Origin of the sequence: Paraperibacillus esterisolvens (genome assembly GCF_046237625.1) — a bacterium.
Classification (GTDB): domain Bacteria; phylum Bacillota; class Bacilli; order Bacillales; family DSM-1321; genus Paraperibacillus; species Paraperibacillus esterisolvens.
This window is the reverse complement of the sequence record NZ_CP143545.1, coordinates 3,360,938-3,381,689: the sequence shown is the minus strand read 5'-3', so window position 1 is coordinate 3,381,689 and position 20,752 is coordinate 3,360,938. Positions and strand designations below refer to the sequence as shown.

At 46.9% G+C, this 20,752-nt stretch carries 22 protein-coding genes and 1 riboswitch; of the genes, 13 read left to right on the top strand and 9 right to left on the bottom strand.

Features of this window, described 5'->3' with window-relative positions:
• Nucleotide 1 precedes the first annotated feature (1 nt).
• The 4 genes from menB (at nt 2) to V1501_RS16990 (ending at nt 3,714) form a co-directional block, all read left to right on the top strand.
• A complete protein-coding gene (gene menB / locus V1501_RS17005) occupies nt 2–820 on the top strand; it encodes a 1,4-dihydroxy-2-naphthoyl-CoA synthase (protein ID WP_409289967.1) in 819 nt (272 codons plus the stop codon).
• Between the two features lie 74 nt (nt 821–894).
• Entirely contained in the window at nt 895–2,394 is a 1,500-nt protein-coding gene (locus V1501_RS17000; protein ID WP_409293431.1) for an o-succinylbenzoate--CoA ligase, read from the top strand.
• Nucleotides 2,384–3,496, top strand: a complete 1,113-nt coding sequence (gene menC / locus V1501_RS16995) for an o-succinylbenzoate synthase (RefSeq protein ID WP_409289965.1) — start codon at nt 2,384–2,386, stop codon at nt 3,494–3,496. Before V1501_RS17000 ends, menC begins: the two co-directional genes overlap by 11 nt.
• A 92-nt stretch (nt 3,497–3,588) precedes the next feature.
• Nucleotides 3,589–3,714, top strand: a complete 126-nt coding sequence (locus V1501_RS16990) for a hypothetical protein (RefSeq protein ID WP_409289963.1) — start codon at nt 3,589–3,591, stop codon at nt 3,712–3,714.
• Between the two features lie 52 nt (nt 3,715–3,766).
• On the opposite strand, the gene V1501_RS16985 is transcribed toward V1501_RS16990, so the two are convergent.
• Together V1501_RS16985 and yidD are read right to left on the bottom strand one after the other, a co-directional pair.
• On the bottom strand, nt 3,767–4,726 hold the full coding sequence (locus V1501_RS16985; protein WP_409289961.1) for a metal ABC transporter solute-binding protein, Zn/Mn family: 960 nt from the start codon (nt 4,724–4,726) through the stop codon (nt 3,767–3,769).
• Nucleotides 4,727–4,907: 181 nt separating this feature from the next.
• A complete protein-coding gene (gene yidD, locus V1501_RS16980) occupies nt 4,908–5,147 on the bottom strand; it encodes a membrane protein insertion efficiency factor YidD (protein ID WP_409293429.1) in 240 nt (79 codons plus the stop codon).
• A 120-nt stretch (nt 5,148–5,267) separates the two neighbouring features.
• Between yidD and V1501_RS16975 the strand changes: the two genes are divergently transcribed.
• Complete coding sequence (locus V1501_RS16975; protein WP_409289959.1) at nt 5,268–5,741, top strand: S-ribosylhomocysteine lyase; 474 nt, start codon at nt 5,268–5,270, stop codon at nt 5,739–5,741.
• A gap of 185 nt (nt 5,742–5,926) precedes the next feature.
• Here V1501_RS16975 and ytzI read toward each other — a convergent pair whose 3' ends face one another.
• Both ytzI and V1501_RS16965 read right to left on the bottom strand, forming a co-directional pair.
• Nucleotides 5,927–6,100: a YtzI protein gene (gene ytzI / locus V1501_RS16970; RefSeq protein ID WP_409289957.1), complete on the bottom strand. Its 174-nt coding sequence runs from the start codon at nt 6,098–6,100 to the stop codon at nt 5,927–5,929.
• A 127-nt stretch (nt 6,101–6,227) separates the two neighbouring features.
• Nucleotides 6,228–6,479, bottom strand: a complete 252-nt coding sequence (locus V1501_RS16965) for a DUF6154 family protein (protein ID WP_409289955.1) — start codon at nt 6,477–6,479, stop codon at nt 6,228–6,230.
• 284 nt (nt 6,480–6,763) lie between these two features.
• Here V1501_RS16965 and V1501_RS16960 point away from each other — a divergent pair, with 284 nt between their 5' ends.
• Nucleotides 6,764–7,087 carry a hydrolase gene (locus V1501_RS16960; RefSeq protein ID WP_409289953.1) on the top strand — a complete coding sequence of 108 codons (324 nt, stop codon included), beginning with the start codon at nt 6,764–6,766 and terminating at the stop codon, nt 7,085–7,087.
• Between the two features lie 118 nt (nt 7,088–7,205).
• Entirely contained in the window at nt 7,206–7,691 is a 486-nt protein-coding gene (gene ytkD / locus V1501_RS16955; RefSeq protein WP_409289951.1) for an RNA deprotection pyrophosphohydrolase, read from the top strand.
• Between the two features lie 83 nt (nt 7,692–7,774).
• On the opposite strand, the gene V1501_RS16950 is transcribed toward ytkD, so the two are convergent.
• From V1501_RS16950 to V1501_RS16940, 3 genes are read right to left on the bottom strand one after another with little or no spacing between them, the layout of a single operon-like run.
• Nucleotides 7,775–8,515 carry an ABC transporter permease gene (locus V1501_RS16950; RefSeq protein WP_409293427.1) on the bottom strand — a complete coding sequence of 247 codons (741 nt, stop codon included), beginning with the start codon at nt 8,513–8,515 and terminating at the stop codon, nt 7,775–7,777.
• Between the two features lie 46 nt (nt 8,516–8,561).
• Nucleotides 8,562–9,347 (bottom strand): ABC transporter ATP-binding protein, encoded by a 786-nt coding sequence (locus V1501_RS16945; protein ID WP_409289949.1) that lies wholly within the window; start codon nt 9,345–9,347, stop codon nt 8,562–8,564.
• 12 nt (nt 9,348–9,359) lie between these two features.
• Nucleotides 9,360–10,358: an ABC transporter substrate-binding protein gene (locus V1501_RS16940; protein ID WP_409289947.1), complete on the bottom strand. Its 999-nt coding sequence runs from the start codon at nt 10,356–10,358 to the stop codon at nt 9,360–9,362.
• Between the two features lie 210 nt (nt 10,359–10,568).
• Between V1501_RS16940 and V1501_RS16935 the strand changes: the two genes are divergently transcribed.
• Both V1501_RS16935 and V1501_RS16930 read left to right on the top strand, forming a co-directional pair.
• Nucleotides 10,569–11,369, top strand: coding sequence for an alpha/beta hydrolase family protein (locus tag V1501_RS16935; RefSeq protein WP_409289945.1), 801 nt, complete (start codon nt 10,569–10,571; stop codon nt 11,367–11,369).
• A 213-nt stretch (nt 11,370–11,582) separates the two neighbouring features.
• Nucleotides 11,583–11,825, top strand: a complete 243-nt coding sequence (locus V1501_RS16930) for a DUF2584 domain-containing protein (protein ID WP_409289943.1) — start codon at nt 11,583–11,585, stop codon at nt 11,823–11,825.
• 77 nt (nt 11,826–11,902) lie between these two features.
• Here V1501_RS16930 and pckA read toward each other — a convergent pair whose 3' ends face one another.
• Nucleotides 11,903–13,489, bottom strand: a complete 1,587-nt coding sequence (gene pckA, locus V1501_RS16925; protein WP_409289941.1) for a phosphoenolpyruvate carboxykinase (ATP) — start codon at nt 13,487–13,489, stop codon at nt 11,903–11,905.
• A 276-nt stretch (nt 13,490–13,765) separates the two neighbouring features.
• Nucleotides 13,766–13,894, top strand: a riboswitch (SAM riboswitch).
• Between the two features lie 392 nt (nt 13,895–14,286).
• Here pckA and metK point away from each other — a divergent pair.
• Together metK and asnB are read left to right on the top strand one after the other, a co-directional pair.
• A complete protein-coding gene (metK, locus tag V1501_RS16920; protein ID WP_409289939.1) occupies nt 14,287–15,489 on the top strand; it encodes a methionine adenosyltransferase in 1,203 nt (400 codons plus the stop codon).
• Between the two features lie 372 nt (nt 15,490–15,861).
• Nucleotides 15,862–17,760 carry an asparagine synthase (glutamine-hydrolyzing) gene (gene asnB, locus V1501_RS16915; protein WP_409289937.1) on the top strand — a complete coding sequence of 633 codons (1,899 nt, stop codon included), beginning with the start codon at nt 15,862–15,864 and terminating at the stop codon, nt 17,758–17,760.
• A 337-nt stretch (nt 17,761–18,097) separates the two neighbouring features.
• Here asnB and V1501_RS16910 read toward each other — a convergent pair whose 3' ends face one another.
• Complete coding sequence (locus V1501_RS16910; RefSeq protein ID WP_409293425.1) at nt 18,098–18,613, bottom strand: gamma carbonic anhydrase family protein; 516 nt, start codon at nt 18,611–18,613, stop codon at nt 18,098–18,100.
• A gap of 156 nt (nt 18,614–18,769) precedes the next feature.
• Between V1501_RS16910 and V1501_RS16905 the strand changes: the two genes are divergently transcribed.
• Both V1501_RS16905 and V1501_RS16900 read left to right on the top strand, forming a co-directional pair.
• Nucleotides 18,770–19,573, top strand: a complete 804-nt coding sequence (locus tag V1501_RS16905; protein WP_409289935.1) for a lysophospholipase — start codon at nt 18,770–18,772, stop codon at nt 19,571–19,573.
• Between the two features lie 11 nt (nt 19,574–19,584).
• Complete coding sequence (locus V1501_RS16900; RefSeq protein ID WP_409289933.1) at nt 19,585–20,661, top strand: tetraprenyl-beta-curcumene synthase family protein; 1,077 nt, start codon at nt 19,585–19,587, stop codon at nt 20,659–20,661.
• The last annotated feature ends 91 nt before the right edge of the window (nt 20,662–20,752 follow it).

Below are 20,752 nucleotides of genomic sequence, written 5' to 3'. Positions count from 1 at the left end.
CATGACCAGAGAATGGGTATCAGAACGTAAATATGATGAGATTTTATATCAAACGTACAATGGCATCGCTAAAATTTCCATTAACCGCCCAGAAGTACATAATGCTTTTACACCGAAGACTGTAATGGAATTGATTGATGCATTTGCTTACGCAAGAGATGACTCTAATATTGGAGTGATCATCCTTGCAGGTGAAGGAGGCAAAGCATTCTGTTCAGGAGGAGACCAAAAGGTCCGCGGACATGGCGGCTATGTAGGCGAAGATCAGATTCCGCGTCTGAATGTGCTTGATCTTCAGCGTCTTATCAGGGTAATTCCGAAGCCGGTCATTGCCATGGTAGCCGGATATGCAATCGGAGGAGGGCATGTGTTACATGTCGTCTGCGATCTTACCATAGCTGCCGATAATGCTGTTTTTGGACAAACAGGACCAAAAGTGGGCAGCTTTGATGCAGGTTATGGTTCAGGATATCTTGCACGCATCGTCGGCCATAAGAAAGCCAGGGAAATCTGGTTCCTGTGCCGCCAGTACAATGCGCAGGAAGCACTTGATATGGGACTTGTCAACACGGTTGTTCCCCTGGAGCAGCTGGAGGATGAAACGGTTCAATGGTGTGAAGAAATCCTTGAGAAGAGCCCGACAGCCATCCGCTTCCTGAAGGCTGCCTTCAACGCAGATACAGACGGTCTTGCCGGCATCCAGCAATTTGCAGGTGATGCGACTCTTCTTTATTACACAACAGATGAAGCAAAAGAAGGACGGGACGCCTTTAAGGAAAAAAGGAAGCCTGATTTCGGCCAATTCCCTCGTTTCCCTTGATGTAATATAGCTTGGCGGACCTATTCCGCCAGGCTTTTTTCTATGAACTGCACATAAAGGACTGGTTAATGATGATGGAACAAGACATTATGCCAAATTGGCTTAAAAAGAGGGCTGAGCTTACTCCTGAGCGTACAGCCCTCGAATTTCAGAAAAAGACATACACCTTCCTGGAGTTACAGAACACATCCACTCTGTATGCTGCCGCCCTATATCGCCGGGGAATCAGGGAAGGCCATACAGTCGGGCTCCTTTTGGGCAGCCATGCTGATACAGTCTTTATCATCCACTCCTTGTGGAGCCTGGGGGCAAGGATTCTTTTGCTGAATACACGCCTCACCGGCAGTGAGATCGCATTTCAGGCAGCGGATGCCGAGGCATCATGGCTTATCAGCGAGTCTAAGCATTCAGAGGTTTTAGAATGCTTACGTACAGACCTGGCTGCCTGCAGCTGCATCCTTAAAGAAGACCTTGAACTGAATGAAGGACAGCCGGTCCCGTCACCTGCAGGCTTCAGCTTATCAAGTACCGCTACCATCATGTACACTTCAGGGACGACAGGCAGGCCGAAGGGAGTCATGCAGACATACGGCAATCATTGGTGGAGCGCCATGGGATCTGTCCTGAATCTTGGCCTGAATGAGAATGACTGCTGGCTGTGTGCTGTACCGCTGTTTCATATCAGCGGATTATCCATTCTCCTCCGCAGTGTGATTTATGGCATGCGTGTCATCCTGCACGAAACCTTTGATGAAACTTCAGTCAACCGGGATATCAGGGAAAAGGGTGTAACGATCATGTCAGTGGTGTCCGCCATGCTGAACCGGATCATCGCAGGAGGGACGGAGCCCTTTCCGGAAACCTTCAGATGCATGCTTCTCGGCGGCGGGCCAGCACCCAAGGCCTTGCTTGACAGGTGTGCACGCCTGGGGGTTCCCGTCTTTCAAACCTATGGCATGACAGAGACTGCCTCACAGTTTGTAACTTTATCTCCGGAGTACAGCCTTAAGAAACTAGGATCGGCTGGAAAGCCTCTTTTCCCTAATGAACTTTATATAGATGTACAGGGCAGAAGAGGACTGCCGTTTGAAGAAGGAGAGATTGCGGTTAAAGGTCCCAATGTGACGAAGGGCTACTATAATCTTGCAGCGGAAACAGAAAAGGCAATCCGCGGCGGCTGGCTTTTTACTGGAGATATCGGATATCTGGATGACGAAGGCTTTTTATATGTGCTTGACCGCAGGTCGGACCTGATCATTTCCGGTGGGGAAAATGTATATCCTGCTGAAATAGAGGCGGCACTCCTTCAGCATGAACATGTTTTCGAAGCAGGTGCAGCAGGCATGCCGGATGAAAAGTGGGGAGAAGTGCCTGTCGCTTTTGTGGTCCCTTCTGAAGGGACTCGGATATCCGAGACTGAGCTGCTGGCTCATTGCCGGAAAATGCTTGCATCATATAAAGTACCTTCAAGAATCATATCAGTCGCCGTCCTGCCGAGGAATGCATCTGGCAAACTTGTCAGGCGGGAACTTCACAGACTGTTCCACAAGGAGGGACAGCCGGGTGAATCTTAAATCGATTACCTTATACTTTATATCGGCCGGGCTCAAATCACCATTTGTTACCCACCTTGAAACCGTTGAGGAGCGGGAGGCCATCATTGTTGAAACCATGGACCAGGAAGGGGTAAAAGGCTATGGGGAGGTGACCGCCTTCTCAAGCCCCTGGTATACAGAGGAAACCGTGGTGACGGCCCATCATATTTTAAAGGACTTTCTGATTCCTGCCTTATTTCAATACAAGATTAAGAGTCCAAAGGAAATTGAGCATGTTTTTAAGAAGTTCAGGAGAAATAACATGGCAAAGGCCGGGCTTGAACAATCCCTATGGGATTTGTATGCACGGCAGATGGGAGTTCCCATCTACAGCCTTTTTGGCGGAAAGGGCGGGAAAATACCATCCGGGGCAGTGATATCGGGCGCTTCAAGCGGAAAAGCCATCCAGCAGATTGAAAGACTGAGGGAAGAGAACTATCAGCGCTATAAAATAAAAATCAGCAGGACCAATGATTATGAGGTGCTCCAGGACATCAGAAGAAACTTTCCCGATCTGCCGCTCATGGCTGACGCGAATTCCGACTACACACTTGAAGACAGCAGCCATCTAAGACGGCTGGATGAATTCCGGTTAATGATGCTCGAGCAGCCCCTTGCCCATGATGATATCGTGGAGCATTCCCTGCTCCAAAAGGAGCTGAAAACGCCGGTCTGCCTGGATGAGAGCATACATTCCTACTATGACGCCATCGGTGCTATCCGTCTCGGAAGCTGTAAGATCATTAATATCAAGATGAGCAGGGTGGGAGGATGGACACAGGCAAAAAAAATCCATGACCTTTGTTTAAGGCAGGGTATTCCGGTATGGTGTGGAGGAATGGTGGAGTTCGGCGTTTCCAGAGCGCATAATATCGCCCTGGCCTCGCTTCCTGGTTTTACGATAGCGGGTGATATTGCTTCCTCTTCACGTTACTGGGAAGAAGATATCATTCAGCCGGAAATAAAAGCAATCAACGGGTGGATATCTGTGCCGGAAAAAAGCGGCATTGGCTTTGACATTAACGAGAAGAGACTGCTTAGGATCACTTCGCACAAAGAAATATATACAATGAAAGATTAAAAAAATTCTGAAAATGGGCTTTTTGCCGATTTTTCATGACTCTGTTTACGTTTATAATGGAGATAATGAATAAGCTGCAGGAGGCTGAATTGATGAGATTAACGAACAAACCATATCTGATCGCCGAAATCTTGCTGTTAAGAGGACTCCCCGAATATGTGATTAAGACCATCACCATGCTTGCAGATGAAGAACTGCAGGCTCTTAAACAAAAATAGTAAGCGCTTTAATTCAAATAACCTTGCCGAAAACGGCAAGGTTATTTGAATATTACTTATTTAAGGCGGTACGTACGGTTGAAAGATTTTTATCCATCAGGGTAAAATAATCTTCCTTATTTTTTATATCCTTTTCAGTTAAAACAGATAAGTTATGAAGGGTCAGCGGGGCCGCCCCAATTTCTTTTTGGATGGTTTCAGTCAGCTTGGAGCTGACATTCTGCTCAAAGGCCACATATTTGATATCGTGATTTTTGGCAGTTTCCACGACTTTCCGTAACTGCTTCTGCGATGGCTCGCTTGAGCTTGAAAGACCGGCGATGCTGATTTGTTTTATACCATAGCGCTTCTCCCAGTATCCATAGGCTGCATGAGAGACAATAATCTCTTTGCGGCCCGCATCAGCAGCTGTTTTCTGGAAATCTTTATCCAGCGCCTCCAGCTTCGCTGCCAGTTTCGTATAATTTTCCTCAAAGTATTCCTTTTTTTCCGGTTTCTGTTTGGCAAGTTCATCTCTTATTAAGCCAGCCATTTCTTTGGCTAATACTGGATCGAGCCAAACATGAGGGTCAATGTCCCCATAAGTATGTTCGTCATGACTTTCTTCCTCGTGAGCATGGTCATCATGGCTCTCTTCCTTCAGATCCATTTTTTCGCCTATTGCAGACATCGCTACATCTTCACCTTCTAAGATGCCCTTGGACTTTTCAACAAATCCTTCCAGTCCATGGCCGACATATAAGAATAAATCGGCATCTGTCATCTTGATGATGTCTTTCTGTGATGGTTCAAAGGTGTGTTCGTCTGTGCCCGGCGGATAAACAGATTTTGCTTCCACATATTTGCCGCCGATGCTGCCGGCAAAGTATTGAAGCGGATAGACGGTAGCATAGACATTGATTTTGTCTGGGCTCTTCCCCTGTCTGGAGTTCCCTTGATCTTTGCCTGAGCATCCGGCGACAGCTAATACTGTCAATAGAAAAGGAATGATCCATTTTACTTTCGATTTCATCAGCTATTTCCCCCTGGGGTCAATAATTCGTATTGATTACGATTTAGAACTAGAAAAAAATAATTCGAAACGATTCCGAATTGTACTAAGATATAGTAACCAATATCTTGGATGATTTCAAGTATTTTTTGCTGCCGGGGAAATTATATACGCCTGGCACAAAACAAAGGTCTAGCACTGGTCATTTTTTTCTCGGGGATTGCTTTGGTTCCGGAACAGGGTCAAAGCCTCCCGGATGGAAAGGATGGCATTTCAGTATCCGCTTTACAGCAAGATAGCTGCCCTTTAATGCGCCAAACCGCCTCACTGCTTCAATTCCGTAGCTGGAGCATGTTGGATAGAAGCGGCAGCTAGGCGGCTTCAGCGGGGAAATGGCAAGTTGATAAAATCTGAACAATCCTATCACGATTTTCTGCAAAATGTGTTGCCTTCTTTCTTATAGGTTATTATTCCGGTAGGAATTATATAAATTTTTGGAAAGGGATGAAAAAATCCAGGAAAAGTTGTAAAATGTAAATTAGACTTACAAAGGAGTGATTTGATGCCTTCAGTAGAAAGCTTTGAACTAGATCACAATGCTGTTAAAGCGCCATATGTCAGACATTGCGGAGTGCATAAGGTAGGCAGCGACGGTGTGGTTAATAAATATGATATTAGATTCTGCCAGCCGAATAAGCAAGCGATGAAGCCTGACTCCATCCACACGCTGGAACATTTACTTGCTATAAATATCCGTAAGTATACTGAGAAATATGATCATTTCGATATTATAGATATATCACCTATGGGATGCCAGACTGGCTACTATCTGGTGGTAAGCGGCGAACCTTCTGTATCGGAGATCATCGATGTGCTGGAAGATACGATGAAGGATGCTGTAGAGGTAACAGAGGTGCCGGCTGCTTCCGAAAAGCAATGCGGGCAGGCAAAGCTTCATGACCTTGAAGGAGCTAAAAAGCTGATGAAATTCTGGCTTACACATAGTAAGGAAGAGCTTCAGCAGGTATTCGCATAAAGCAAACATGAGTTTTATGCCCGCCGCCTATGCATGGCAGCCTTGCGACATGGAGCTGCGCCCCTTTACACAGTAAAGTACAGGATGTCCTTAGAGTCTGCCCTGGATGGCGGTTAATGGATGCGGGTTTGAATAATCCCGCTCCAGCCGCGCATGGGGCGGGCAGACAAGAGGGGCATCCTTTTTTATTCCTTTTTTGTGTCTTCGTCGATAGTCGAATTCTCATCTTTTAAAACGTTAGGGTTATTTTCGATAGGATCGACCGTATGCTTGACCGTATATGCCTTTGATGTGGTGAGCACAGCAAGTATTAGAACAGCGAGCACGATGATGATTGAAATGACGAGAATAACTTTCAAAGTTCTCACATCCTTCGGAATTCTGTCTTGGTTCTGCTTTTATTTTACCATACAAAGGAATCCCCCTTTTAGAAAAGAAAGGCCTTAAAGCTGGCGGCTTTAAGGCTTTTTGCTGTCATCCTATGTATTAATGGAGGTTCCGGGATGGATAGGGAAGATGTTTTTCAAAGTTTTCCTGGGCAAATTTACCCTTCAGACTCTCGATAATATACAGCCCCATCAAGTTGTTTAATTCCTGGTTGTCCATATCACGGATGAGGCCCAGGATTTCCTCACGGCTAAGCTGTTCAAGCACAGCAAATGCCAGCATATCGATATCTTCTTCGTCCCCGGTCAGCTTGGTTTTATACAGCTCGTACAATTCTTCTATCAGCTTCATATTATTCACCCCTCGCAGTCAATGATTATCAAATGGCAAGCCTTCCTATCAGGTGATTTTTCATTGTTACTTATATTGCTTCTATATTAGCTTTTCATCCAAAATATGCAGGGTCAATGTATATTTTTATTACCCCTTTCAAGCTCCTTTAATCAATTTTTACCGATTTAAAGAAAAAAGTTTACCTGCTGCTTCGAAACACTTTCTCTGGCTGTGGGGTGAATGGAAGAGGACCGGCTGAGGGAACCATATAAGATAAGAAAAACCTGAAAGGGTGACATCAATTGGATCAAGGAATAGAGACGTATTATATCGCCATGGGGTCCGGCCAGATTTTACGGGACAGGGAAGCGTCGGAATGGAATTTTAAAATCGAGGCCACACAGGATGAAATCCGGATCCTGAGGGAGTATTTTGATCAGGGAAATGCTGCTGCCTGGGAAACCTTCCTGCGTGCCCATGTACCCTTTGTAGAATATCACAACGATGAATCCAATGATTCTTATGATAACTCGCTGATAGAAGCTTACCGGATGGTTTACGAGCTTGGGGATCAGGATGCAAAGGCGCATATCAGAAGCATGGGGATACTCGAAACAGGAAAATAAGGCACAGGGCCTCTCAATTTTTGCTATGATGGTATCAGATATCATCGGGAAATGGGGACAATTCTCAGGAGATAACTTTTCCTGAGATGGAGATTGTTCCCGACAGGAGGGTCAGGCATTGGGAATCGTCAGGGAGTTTATAGACAAAAATGGCTGCAATGTGCTGTTCAGCAGCGGAAAGGGGCGGATGCTGGAAAGGGCAAGGCATGTGTGGGTTGTTTGTACTTACCGCGGGAAATGGGTGCTGACGAGGCACAAGGAAAGAGGACTTGAGTTTCCCGGCGGCAAGGCTGAGGGCAGAGAAACGCTTGAGGAAGCCTGCGCACGTGAGGTATATGAGGAAACAGGGGGACTTGCAGGGGAACTTGTATACCTGGGGTCCTACCGGGTGGTGTGCGGCAGCGAGGATTTTTATAAGGCGGTTTTTTATACAGATCTAAAAGGATTGAAGCAGAAGGAAGACTATTTAGAAACAGAGGGTCCTCTTCTTGCTGCAGCATTTCCAGAAAATTTAGAAGCCAGTGAGGATTACAGTTATATAATGAAGGATGAGCTCCTGCCCATCTGCCTGGGGATAATAGAGGAAATGGGAGTAAATCGTTAAGGCTCTTCTGCCGCAAGGTTCATGTCCAGCTGCAGCATGGGGCGATAACCAATTTTAAAGGGAGAAACCAGTGTTCTCCCTTCTTAGTTCGAGTTTTTTATCAGTTTCCGTTCCAGAAGTTCTACCAGCTGATACATGATGGTAGCAAAGACGGCAATAATTAATAACGAACTTAGTACAGTCGTGAAATTGAAGACCTGGAAGCCGTAAATGATTAAGTATCCGAGCCCTCTTTCTGATACGAGGAATTCACCGACTATGACACCAACCCATGATAAGCCGACATTGACTTTAAGTGTGGATATGATGGCCGGGAAGGAGGCTGGCAGGATGGCCTCTTTGAAGCATGTATACCGTGAGGCCCCAAATGTATACAGCACTTTAAGATAGTTCGGGTCCACTCCTCTGAAGGCCGTATATACGACGATAGTGGTGATGATTACAGAAATAATGGCGCCCATGGCGATGATAGACGTGAAGCCGGGCCCAAGGACAACGATCAGTATTGGGCCCAGGGCAACCTTTGGCATTGCATTCAAAATGACGAGATAAGGATCCAGCACCTTTGACGCGAGCGGGGACCACCAGAGAAAGGCCGCGAGAAGCGTACCAGCCAATGTCCCGATAACAAAGCCCAGTATCGTTTCAAAGACGGTAAAACTGATGTGCGGGAAAATCGAGCCGTCCAGTGTCTTTGTATAGAGCTGGGTGACAATCTTGGCAGGCGAACTGAAAATCAGCGGATCGACCCATTGGAGCCTGCTGGCAGCTTCCCATAATGAGAAAAAGAATAGGAAGATGAGCAGCTGATAGGTCCTTACCATCCGCTTTTCCCTGCTTAGAGATTTCAGATATTTCTGATGGAGGTGTTTAAGGTCGTGCGGACTGCTGCTCAAGTTGTTCCATCTCCTTCCATACTTCCTGAAATAAAGAAGTATATTCCTGGTGGTTCCTGGCCTCCAGGGGTTTCAGGCTTTTCAATTCGCCTGTGACGTCTATCCTCTTATATATACGACCAGGCTTCGTATCGAATAAAAAAATGGTGTCACTCATAGCGATGGCCTCCCCGATGTCGTGCGTAACCAGGATGGCTGTTTTATCGAAGGACTTCAGCGTAGTCCAGACGAGATCTTCAAGCTTAAGCTTTGTTTGGAAATCCAGCGCGGAAAATGGCTCATCCAGCAGCAGCAGCCGGGGTTCGGCAGCCAGCGTCCGGACGAGGGCGACACGCTGTTTCATCCCGCCGGACAGCTGTTTGGGATAATGGGCCTCCGTACCGCCAAGTCCAATTTCCCTGAGCAGGCTGAACGCTTTCTCCCTTGACGCCTCTGTGTTCCTGCCCAAAATGTCGAGCCCAAGGAGAATGTTTTGTTCAATAGTCTTCCACGGGAATAGATAGTCCTGCTGAAGCATATAGCCTATCAGATGCTCGGATGTTGAGTGGACCGGTTTATCTTCCAAAGTTACTGTGCCGCCAGTCGGTACGAGCAGTCCTGATATGATGGAAAGCAATGTAGTCTTCCCGCAGCCGCTTGGGCCGAGGAAGGAAACAAAGCTTCCTTCCCCGATATCCATGTCAATGGATTCAAGTGCCGTTACAGCATCCTGTTTAGAAAAATAAGTGTGGCTGACATCTTTGATGCGCAGAAAGCTCATAGCTGGGCCTCCTTATTCATCTGCCGCTTTTTTTGCAATTTCAGTGTTTACGAGGCTGTCGTGGCTGATCCGCTTTGGCAGTTCGCCTGCTTCTTCCATAATGTTCTGCAGATTATCCCATTCCTCCTTATCGAGAACAGGGTTTTTTGCAAATGACTCCTGCTTTTTATACCGCTCTACAACAGTTTCAATTAAATCAAGGTCGGTTTCAGGGAAATATGGCTGTATTGCCTCTGCGATTTCCAGCGGGCTGTGTGCATACACCCATTCCTGTGCCTTATTTACGGCTCTTGTGAATTTTTCTGCAGCGTCCTTTTTCTTCTTTAGGAAGCTTTCTTTAGCCATGAAGGTCGTATAAGGGATATGTCCTGATTCTGTTCCAAACGAAGCTATGATATATCCTTTTCCCTCTTTTTCAAAGACGCTCGCGGTTGGTTCAAACAATTGTACAAAATCTCCGGTTCCGGATGCAAAAGCTGTGGCAATGTTGGCATAATCAATATTCTGGATAAGCTTCAGATCCTTGTGGGGATCGATTCCTTTCTGCTTCAGGACAAATTCGCCTGCCATCTGCGGCATTCCGCCTTTGCGCTGGCCGAGGAAGGTGCTCCCCTTCAGCTGCTCCCAGCTGAAGTTATCCAATTTCGTACGAGATACTAAAAAGGTTCCATCCGTCTGGGTGAGCTGTGCAAAATTGATAACAGGATCCTTTGAGCCTTGGGCAGATACATAAATAGATGTCTCTGAACCTACCAGGGCAATATCAGCTCCATTGGAAAGGAGGGCGGTCATGGTTTTATCCCCGCCGGGTGTGGTCTTCAGGTCCACATCGAGGCCTTCTTCCTTAAAAAAGCCCTTCTCGAGCGCTACATATTGAGGAGCATAAAAAATGGAGCGGGTCACTTCGGCTACACGCACCTTCTGTACCTCCTCTTTCCCGCAGCCGGAAAGCGGCAGGGCAAGTATCAGGACAAGAAGCAGGCCAAAGCCCGTTTTGAATGCTTTTTTCATGAAAATCCTCCTTCAAGAGCTTCTTCAGCTCTTTTGTAAATGTTTAACTTATCGTATGTTTGTTAAAAAAATGTGTGAATGCCTATAGGGAAATAAAGAACTACATCGGGGCGGCTGGGATTAAAAAGTCCTTCATCGCCGGTTTTAAACAAATCCAGCCAGGCAAGGACACGTACTGCTGGATGAAAATGCAATAGTGGAGGTGCCGTTATGTCAGGGCAGGAAGAAAAAATCCTTATTTCAAAGCGGGAGTTCCCCTCTCCCAACCCGCATGTCAGACTTTTTCTGATCACGTACCGCTCAGGCGGCCTGAGGGTGAAGGGGATGCTTGCTGAGCCCAGGGAAGACGGGCCATTCGAGGGGTTTTTATATTTAAGGGGCGGGATAAAAAATGTCGGGAAGGTCAGGCCGGCTCGGATAGCTCAATTTGCATCAGAGGGATTTGTGGTATTTGCACCCTTTTACCGAGGCAACCAGGGAGGTGAGGGAGATGAGGATTTTGCCGGGGAAGACCGGGAAGATGCCATTTCAGCCTTCTCGCTTCTTTTACAGTGGCCGGGCGTCATAAAGGACAGGATCCATATTTTCGGTTTCTCACGAGGGGGAGTGATGGCTCTACTGGCAGCTGCCGCATGTCCGCAGGCTGCCTCTGTCACGGTCTGGGGCGGGGTGACAGACATGGCCCTGACGTATGTGGAACGGATAGATTTAAGAAGGATGATGAAAAGGGTGATTGGCGGCACGCCTAAGAAATATCCAGACCGGTATAAATACAGAACCCCGCTGTACCAGGCAGAAGAAATCCGCTGTCCGGTGCTGATTATCCATGGAGCGAGGGACCGAAATGTGTCCATTGAACATTCCTACAGGCTGGAAAAGAGGCTGAAGGAAATTGGAAGAGAACCGGAAACATGGTATTTTCAAGAGTTCACCCATTACTTTCCTCCATTGAGGAATCGGCAAATGGTGGCTGATTTGACAAACTGGATGAAACTGACCGGGAAAAAATGATATTCTTAATATAAGGCTGTTTTTGCATACATGGCGGCTGTTGAATAAAAAAGTGGATTTTCGCTGCATGCACTTAAGCCTTCTCGGCTTTGCCTGCAGGGTCTCACCTGTCCCGCAGCGCCCGCAGGGGACTTCGCGCGCCTTTCACTACAATAATTTCCTAAAACAATAATCTAGAAGGAAAGAGTCCAACATAAAAAGGGAGGAATGAATATGGGGATGCCGATGGAGCTGAATACTATTATCGTCACCAAGGGGAGAGAAAAGAGAACCGAGGAAAATACGTTTCAGCTGAGCAAGGATGGTTACCGGCTGTATCCGCTGGATGTGCCTGTGGAAGTGAGAAAGACAAAAGAGGGAGAAAGAAGCGGCACGGCCTTCATCAGGAAGTTAGAGTGGGAAAAGGAAAGCACTGTGATAACCTATGAGCTTGTTAAATTAAATTCAACCAATTAAGAAAAAAGGGCGCCCCGTTATAATGGGGCGCCCTGCTTATGATAACAACTGCAGATGGGAGGTTTCTTCTTCTGCTGTCAGGCGATAGGACCGCCGTACAGTTCAATCTCCGGTGCAGCATCCTGGAATTTCTTGAAATTTTGGCGGAATTGATCAGCAAGCTCAAAGGCTTTCGCCCTGTAGGCTGATGGGTCCGCCCAGGTTTTCTCTGGATTCAGCACTTCGCTTGGAACTCCGCTGACCGCGACCGGTACGTTCAGGCCGAAAATTTCATCCCTGACCGTTTGCACATCATTCAATTCTCCTTCGAGAGCTGCCTGAACCATGGCGCGGGTATAAGCGAGCTTCATCCTGCTGCCTGTTCCGTATTCGCCGCCTGTCCATCCTGTGTTGACCAGGAAAACCTTAGCCTGATGTTCATCCATTTTCTCACCAAGCATTTCAGCATAGCGCTGGGCCGGCAGTGGAAGGAATGGCGATCCGAAGCAGGTGGAGAATGTAGCCTGAGGCGAGGTGACTCCCCGCTCTGTTCCTGCAAGCTTGCTTGTATAGCCGCTCAGGAAGTGATACATCGCCTGTTCTTTTGTCAGCCTGCTGATTGGAGGCAGGACTCCGGATGCATCTGCTGTCAGGAATATGATGGTATTCGGGTGGCCGGCTATGCTTGGTGAGACAATGTTGTCTATGGCCTCAATTGGATAAGCGGCACGCGTATTCTCAGTCAGGACAGAGCTTTCATAATCTGCCATGCGTGTTTCAGCGTCTACCGCGACATTCTCAAGGACAGATCCGAACCGGATGGCATCAAAAATTTGAGGTTCCTTTTCACGGGTCAGTCCGATGCACTTTGCGTAACAGCCGCCTTCGATATTGAAAACCCCGCTGTCAGACCAGCCGTGTTCATCGTCACCAATCAGCCTGCGGCTGGTATCTGCAGAAAGCGTTGTCTTTCCTGTCCCGGATAAACCAAAGAATAAAGCGACATCGCCTTCTCTGCCAACATTCGCTGAGCAGTGCATCGAAAGGATGCCGGATTCAGGCAGAAGAAAGTTCATAATTGAAAAAATAGATTTTTTCATTTCGCCGGCATACTCTGTTCCGCCGATCAATATAGTTTTGCGCTCAAAAGAAACAATGATGAAGGTTTCGCTCCCTGTGCCGTCTACAGAGGGATCTGCTTTGAAGTCCGGAGCAGAAAGTATGGTGAAATCCGTTTGGTGTTCCGCAAGTTCCCCGGCTTCCGCACGGATGAATAGCTGCTGGGCAAAAAGATTGTGCCATGCATATTCATTGATGACTCTGATGCCCAGGCGGTGATCGCCGTCTGCACCTGCATAACCCCTGAATACAAAAACCTCATCTTTAGCCTGCAGGTGGCTGATTACCTTATTATATAAATTATTGAATATTTCTTCAGATATCGGCTGATTGACTGAACCCCAGTCAATTTTATTCCGGGTTGATGCTTCTTCAACAATATATTTATCTTTCGGGGAACGCCCGGTATATTTTCCTGTCTCAGCCCTTACTGCGCCAGTGGAGGTGAGGACACCTTCACCCCGGTTCAATACTTTTTCGACAAGCTGAGGAACAGAGAGATCCATTCGAATATTGTCACCGGACAATAATTCCTGTAGTTGATTCGTCACACCAACAGTATTCATATATGAGATACCATCCTTTTTATGATTTATTTTATATGAAATTAGTATAACACATTAATATCATTAGTCCACACTAATATGCGTTATTTTATTTGGCTTTTCGTAAATTGCTCATGATTTTTCACGTATCTTTCACCTAAAAAGGAGACATTCAGGGCCGATTGTTTTGCGGGGGCCGGATAGGGTAAATCAATGGCAGGGCAGTGCTTTTTTCTCTGCATAAAAAGCATTGACAACCCCGGCTTTGATAAGGTATTATTCAACCTTGAACGGATTCTCTTATCCCGAGATGGCGGAGGGACAGGCCCGATGAAACCCAGCAACCTGCAATCTAAGAAAATGATCTCATTTTCCAGGGCAAAGGTGCTAACCTGATGCAAGGCTCGTGACCTTGACCGATAAGAGCGAAAGGCTGATTGAAGAAGATGAACCTTTCCTCACTAATAGGAAGGTTTTTATTTTTGCCCTGAAATCCGGGGCATAACCAATGTACCTTTTAATCTAAAAAGAGCAATAATCGTTCGGGAAACAAAAAAATTCCTTTTGATAAAGTGCAAGAAATAAACTCTGTTTTCATTACATAACTAGGATGGCGTTTATTTCCACATCATTTTGTATGCAGGTGATTCAACCCCGCCTTTTCGCATTATGTGTGCGGCAGGATAAAATATGCATCTTTTAAGGAATAATACTTAAGGGAATGAGTTCCGTCTCAAAAAACAGCCTGGAACCTGGAGCCGGGAGAAATAATACGGCCAAGGCCATCTGGGGAATTACTATTTAGAGGAGGAAATAGGATGTCAAAAAAGCGCCGTCTTTTTACTTCTGAGTCAGTTACAGAAGGACATCCGGATAAAATCTGTGACCAGATCTCAGATTCCATTCTGGATGCTATTTTAGCAAAGGATGCAAATGCACGTGTAGCGTGTGAAACTTCAGTTACAACAGGACTGGTCCTGGTTGCCGGGGAGATCACTACTTCTACCTACGTGGATATTCCAAAAATTGTCCGTGAAACCATTGCAAATATAGGGTATACACGTGCCAAGTACGGCTTTGACTCTGAAACATGTGCTGTTCTGACTTCAATCGATGAGCAGTCTGCCGATATCGCCATGGGAGTGGATCAGGCGCTTGAAGCACGTGAAGGGCAAATGAGCGAGGAAGAAATTGAAGCAATCGGAGCAGGCGATCAGGGTCTTATGTTTGGTTATGCCAATAATGAGACAAAAGAATTAATGCCTCTTCCTATTTCCCTTGCACATAAACTTGCACGCCGCCTGACAGAAGTGCGTAAGGAAGAGATCCTTCCATATCTGCGTCCGGATGGAAAGACCCAGGTTACGGTTGAATATGACGAAAATGACAAGCCTGTCCGCATCGACACTATTGTCATTTCCACTCAGCATCATCCAGAGGTTACGCTTGAGCAGATCCAGCGCAACCTGAAGGAATATGTGATCAACCCAGTTGTTCCTGCTGAACTGATTGACGAAGAGACTAAATACTTCATCAATCCAACCGGCCGTTTCGTTATCGGCGGACCTCAAGGGGACGCGGGCTTGACCGGCCGCAAGATCATCGTTGATACGTATGGCGGCTATGCCCGCCATGGCGGTGGCGCATTCTCCGGAAAAGATCCTACAAAGGTTGACCGTTCTGCGGCGTACGCTGCACGCTATGTGGCAAAGAATCTGGTTGCTGCTGGACTTGCTGATAAAGTGGAAGTACAGCTTGCTTATGCAATCGGCGTAGCACAGCCAGTCTCCATCTCTGTCGATACATTTGGAACTGGTACGGTAAGCGAGGATCTGCTGGTGGACCTGGTCCGCACAAACTTCGACCTTCGCCCTGCGGGAATCATCAATATGCTTAACCTGCGCCGCCCTATCTACAAGCAGACTGCTGCATACGGACACTTTGGCCGTACAGATGTGGACCTTCCGTGGGAACGCACAGACAAAGCAGAATCACTGAAAGAACAGGCTGCAAAAGCATAATCTAAAAAAGCTCAAGCTTCAAAAGGGCCAGTCTTCACCGAGATAGCTGCCGGATCTCCCGCAGCCATCCGGCGGGACCGGTCTTTTTTGATTCTTGGAACGCATCAGGAAGCCCGGCTGCTGCATGCAGGATGCCGTTTTAGGAGGCGGCCTGACCCATATTACTTGCGTATCTAAAATATTACGCAAATTACGGACATTTTCCCATGCTTTTTCAGGTAAAAAAATGTTATTATTAGAAAGTATGCAAAAATGCTATTCATTTTACATACAGTCTGTTCGTTCAGTCAAATAGATTCCTTATGCGGCCATGGTTTCAATTGGCCGGTTATGGAGATAAAAAGAATAAGATACTATAAGTGGGTGAATCAAATGTGTGGATTTATCGGATGTATGCACAATGAAGCGCAGCAGCATCGAGATGAAGATAAACAGCTATTTACAGATATGAATAATATCATTACTCACCGTGGACCTGACGATGATGGATATTTTTTCGATGAGCATATCCAATTTGGGTTCCGCCGTTTGAGCATTATTGATATCGAAGCAGGGCATCAGCCCTTAACGTATGAAAATGAACGCTACTGGATCATTTTCAATGGTGAAATATACAATTATGTAGAGCTTCGCGAAGAACTGACAAAAGAGGGATTATCCTTCAGCACAAGCTCTGATACTGAAGTAATCATCGCGCTCTACAGCCATATGAAAGAAAAGGCGATCGAGAAACTGCGCGGCATGTTCGCATTCGTGATCTGGGACAAGCAGGAACAAACGCTATATGGCGGACGCGATCCGTTCGGCATCAAGCCATTCTTTTATATGGAAGACGGAGAGAGGACCTTCTTTGGATCTGAAAAGAAAAGCATCCTTCTCGCTCTTGAAAATGATGTGATCAACTATGAATCTCTTCAGCATTATTTAACTTACCAGTTCGTACCTGAGCCGGAAACCATGTCTGTGGGCATTCATAAGCTTGAGCCGGGGCATTTCTTCACGAAGAAAATCGGCCGGCCAATGGATATTAAACGCTATTGGAAAGCTGCCTTCTCCACTGTCCAAAAGAGTGAGGAGCAGTGGGTGAAAGAAATTAAGGATGTTATGTTCGACAGCGTCAAGATGCACATGCGGAGTGATGTGCCTGTTGGGTCATTTCTGTCCGGCGGAATCGACTCTTCCATCATCGCTTCCATCGCAAAGGAATATCATCCGAACATCAAGACTTTCTCTGTTGGATTCGACCATAATGGCTTCAGCGAGATTGATGTGGCAAAAGAAACAGCCGATAAATTGGGTGTGGAAAATATCAGCTATATCATTTCGCCGCAGGAATATATGGATGAACTCCCTAAAATCATGTGGCATATGGATGACCCGCTGGCAGACCCTGCCTGTGTTCCGCTTTATTTTGTGGCAAGGGAAGCCCGTAAGCACGTAACAGTCGTTTTGTCCGGTGAGGGTGCGGATGAACTGTTCGGCGGATATAATATCTACCGCGAGCCGCAATCACTGGAAATGTTCGACAAAATGCCGGGCGCACTAAAAGGGCTGCTCAAGGGTGTAGCAAAAATTATGCCTGAAGGTGTTAAAGGGAAGAGCTTCATCGAGCGCGGAGTCACTCCTATGGAGGAAAGATATATAGGCAACGCCAAAATGTTCTCTGAAGCCGAAAAGAGGCGCCTTCTGACTCATTATAAGGAAGGCCTGGAATATACAGAAATCACAAAGGGATTGTACCAGGAGTCCAATGGATACGAGCCGGTAAGCCGCATGCAGTACATCGACATCCATACGTGGATGAGGGGCGATATTCTGCTTAAGGCTGATAAGATGACCATGGCCCATTCACTGGAACTCCGGGTGCCATTCCTTGATAAAAAAGTATTCGAGGTGTGCTCGTCCATTCCATCTGCATTGAAAACAGCGAATGGAACAACCAAGTATCTCTTGAGGAAAGCAGCTGAGGGCGTAGTTCCTGATCATGTGCTTAACCGCAAGAAGCTTGGGTTCCCGGTGCCGATCCGCCACTGGCTGAAAAACGAGATGTATGACTGGGCTAAAAACATCATCCGCGACAGCCAGACAGAACATCTTATCCACAAAAATGTGGTATACGGCCTGCTTGAGGACCATGTCCAGGGCAAAGCCGATAACAGCCGGAAAATATGGACTGTCCTGATGTTCATGCTGTGGCACAGCATTTATCTTGAAGGGAAATTTGACTTTCAGAACGTTTATAAACAGCAATTAGAATCAGTCAAGAATTAATAAAAAAAAGCCTGCCTTGTCTGGAATGCCTCCATGTCAGGGCAGGTTTTTTATATCCATCCGTATAGCTCCTCAAAGAATCATGCTCCTCTGCCTTGTTCATCCCTCCGGATTCAGCCAAATTGATTTCCAAACATTTCAAATTCGCTATTCCGGTTATCGCACATCTTTAGCTTGAAAAGCTGCTGACAGGAGCGCCCTTTGTAAGCCTGTATCTCCACTTCACCATCCTGTTTTCCTTTAACAGCTGCCTTTTTCTTAATAGCTGTCTATCTTTTCGTCAGGAATAATGATGTAAGAAGCTTTCTATAACCGAAGGGCAGCCCATGCTATTTTTTTAGATGGGGGCTGCCCCTTTATAAAATTGAGCTTTTTCGGCATACTCCCTGCAGATTCGTTCCATATCCGTGATATCTTCTTCCGTCAGTTCCCTGACTACTTTTGCCGGCCGGCCGAATGCCAGGGCATTAGGGGGGATCACCTTGCCCTGCGGCACGAGGCTGCCTGCCCCGATAAAAGCTCCTTCGCCAATCACCGCCCCGTCAAGGATTATGGAGCCCATCCCAATCAGCGCCTTCTTTTTAATATGGCAGCTATGGAGGATCACCTGGTGGCCGATCGTCACTTCATCCTCGAGGATCAGCGGTGTACCCGGGCTCTGATGGAGTACACTGTTATCCTGGATGTTCACCTTTTTTCCAATCTTTGTCGGCGAAACATCCCCGCGGATGACGGTGTTGAACCAGACGCTGGATTCACTGCCTATCTCGACATCTCCCGTTATGACCGCATTTTCTGCTATGTAGGCGTCCTCTGCTATTACAGGCTCTTTTTCGTAATATGGATAAATAATCATAAGACTACACACCTTTCAAGGCAAATTGGGTAATATAAGTGTATTGCTACTGTCTTAGTGTACTTTAGCCATAATGAGCTGTAAATTATCATATTTATAGTTTTTTTTATAAGATGGAATAAATAAGCCGTATCTGGCAAGGAGGAAAGGGATATGCATAAATGGGAAACGGCCGGAAGGGCAAAGGGAGTCATCGTGATTGTACACGGAGCCATGGAGCATCACGGCCGCTACCGCTGGCTTGTGGACATGTGGTGTGATGCGGGGTACCATGTGATCAACGGCGACCTGCCGGGTCAGGGAATGACATCCCGCTCAAGGCGGGGGCATATCGATTCCTTTGAAGAGTACATATACGAGGTTAAGGACTGGATCCAGGCTGCGTATGATTATGAACTGCCGGTGTTCCTGCTCGGTCACAGTATGGGAGGGCTTGCGGCAGTGAGGCTGCTCCAGCTTGAGCGGCTGAATCTCGCGGGCCTCATCCTCTCCTCGCCATGCCTTGGCCTTGTCAATTATCCATCCAGGCTGCTCGGCGCCTGCTCTGTTGTGCTGAACAAAGTGTTTCCTTCGCTGAGGATGGATTCTGGCCTGACCGTCCAGATGGCCACCAGGAACGATGAGATCCGCGAGGAGTGCGCGAATGATACTTTATACGTTACAAAAGTGTCAGTCAGATGGTATCGTGAACTTATCGCCTCCATGAAGGATGCGTTCGAGGAGATTCCAGAACTGCAGGATCTGCCCGTGCTGCTTATGCAGGCGGGGGATGACAAGATTGTGGATAAGAAGGCAGTGAAAGAATGGTTCAATTATATTTTTTCGAGTGAGAAACAATACAAAGAATGGCCGGGTCTGTATCATGAAATTTTCAATGAACCTGAAAGGGATGACGTTTTTGCTTATGCCAGAGGGTTCACAGATAACAGGCTCCGGCTTTTGGGATATATGTTTTAGGGGGGAAGGCTATGGCGATACCGGAAACGCCGATTACATTGATGTCAAAAACTTATCTGCGCATCCTGCCGCTCGTACATAAAGAACTTTCCCGATGGAGAAAAAAGGCGGAAGACATCAAAGACGGGGAACTTAGGAAGCAGGCGCTTGCAAGCATCACCCAGAAAGCTTTCCACTGCGAGGGCGGAAGCATCATGGCCCTCGCTGCAGAGGAAGAAGCAGAGGAAGCAGTCAAGTTCATTGTCGCATACCAGACAATCAGCGATTATCTCGATAATCTATGTGATCGCAGCATTTCGCTCGATCCCGAAGATTTTTCTGCCCTGCATGAATCCATGATACATGCCCTGTCTGTCGGAACGCCGCCCGGGGAATATTACAGGCACAGGGGAAACCCGGATGACGGGGGGTATCTGAAGGCTCTGGTACAGACATGCCAGGATGTCTTATCCAGGATGGATAATTACGGGGAAATACGGCATCACCTGCTGCAGCTCTGCTCCTATTATTGCGATTTGCAGGTACATAAACATGTTCATCCAGATAACAGGGTTCTCCGTCTGCAGAATTGGTTCAATGCCCATAAGAAGGATCTGCCGGAAATGAGCTGGTACGAATTTTCCGCCTGTTCGGGTTCCACCCTCGGAATATTCTGTCTCGTATCTTACGCACTCCGGGATGACTTCGACAGCTTTCATGCCGATCTGATCTGCGAGGGCTACTTTCCCTATATCCAGGGCCTGCATATCCTGCTTGATTATTTGATTGACCAGGAAGAAGACAAAGCAGGCGGCGATTTGAATTTTTGCTTTTATTATCAGGATGAGAAAGAAATGATGGGCAGGCTGGAGTATTTTGTCCGCCAGGCTGAACAATATTCCGAGAAACTTCCTCATAAACAGTTCCATAAGCTGATCCACCGGGGCCTTCTCGGCATCTATTTATCGGATGATAAGGTAAGGAGCCAGAAGAATTTGAATCAGCTTGCCAAGAAGGTCAGAAAGCTTGGCGGCGGCATTACCCTGTTTTTCTATCTTAATTGCAGAATGTACAGGGGCCTGCAGAAGCTGAGCCCCATCAAAGCATAAAGAGTTTTTACCCGCTGGCCATGTATGGTAAGGAAACTGCAATAAGGCGGCGGCGGAGCGAAATAAGGCGCAGGCCGCAGAATGGAATGCC

Bases quoted from the DNA above. Each gene is read 5' to 3' on its own strand.
- menB (WP_409289967.1), top strand. From the start codon at position 2: ATGACCAGAGAATGGGTATCAGAACGTAAATATGATGAGATTTTATAT.
- V1501_RS16945 (WP_409289949.1), bottom strand. From the start codon at position 9,347: ATGAGCTTTCTGCGCATCAAAGATGTCAGCCACACTTATTTTTCTAAA.
- asnB (WP_409289937.1), top strand. From the start codon at position 15,862: ATGTGTGGATTTATCGGATGTATGCACAATGAAGCGCAGCAGCATCGA.
- pckA (WP_409289941.1), bottom strand. From the start codon at position 13,489: ATGAATACTGTTGGTGTGACGAATCAACTACAGGAATTATTGTCCGGT.
- V1501_RS16900 (WP_409289933.1), top strand. From the start codon at position 19,585: ATGGCGATACCGGAAACGCCGATTACATTGATGTCAAAAACTTATCTG.
- V1501_RS16985 (WP_409289961.1), bottom strand. From the start codon at position 4,726: ATGAAATCGAAAGTAAAATGGATCATTCCTTTTCTATTGACAGTATTA.
- V1501_RS16930 (WP_409289943.1), top strand. From the start codon at position 11,583: ATGGGGATGCCGATGGAGCTGAATACTATTATCGTCACCAAGGGGAGA.
- V1501_RS16935 (WP_409289945.1), top strand. From the start codon at position 10,569: ATGTCAGGGCAGGAAGAAAAAATCCTTATTTCAAAGCGGGAGTTCCCC.
- metK (WP_409289939.1), top strand. From the start codon at position 14,287: ATGTCAAAAAAGCGCCGTCTTTTTACTTCTGAGTCAGTTACAGAAGGA.
- V1501_RS16975 (WP_409289959.1), top strand. From the start codon at position 5,268: ATGCCTTCAGTAGAAAGCTTTGAACTAGATCACAATGCTGTTAAAGCG.
- V1501_RS16990 (WP_409289963.1), top strand. From the start codon at position 3,589: ATGAGATTAACGAACAAACCATATCTGATCGCCGAAATCTTGCTGTTA.
- V1501_RS16965 (WP_409289955.1), bottom strand. From the start codon at position 6,479: ATGAAGCTGATAGAAGAATTGTACGAGCTGTATAAAACCAAGCTGACC.
- V1501_RS16905 (WP_409289935.1), top strand. From the start codon at position 18,770: ATGCATAAATGGGAAACGGCCGGAAGGGCAAAGGGAGTCATCGTGATT.
- V1501_RS16950 (WP_409293427.1), bottom strand. From the start codon at position 8,515: ATGGTAAGGACCTATCAGCTGCTCATCTTCCTATTCTTTTTCTCATTA.
- V1501_RS17000 (WP_409293431.1), top strand. From the start codon at position 895: ATGGAACAAGACATTATGCCAAATTGGCTTAAAAAGAGGGCTGAGCTT.
- V1501_RS16940 (WP_409289947.1), bottom strand. From the start codon at position 10,358: ATGAAAAAAGCATTCAAAACGGGCTTTGGCCTGCTTCTTGTCCTGATA.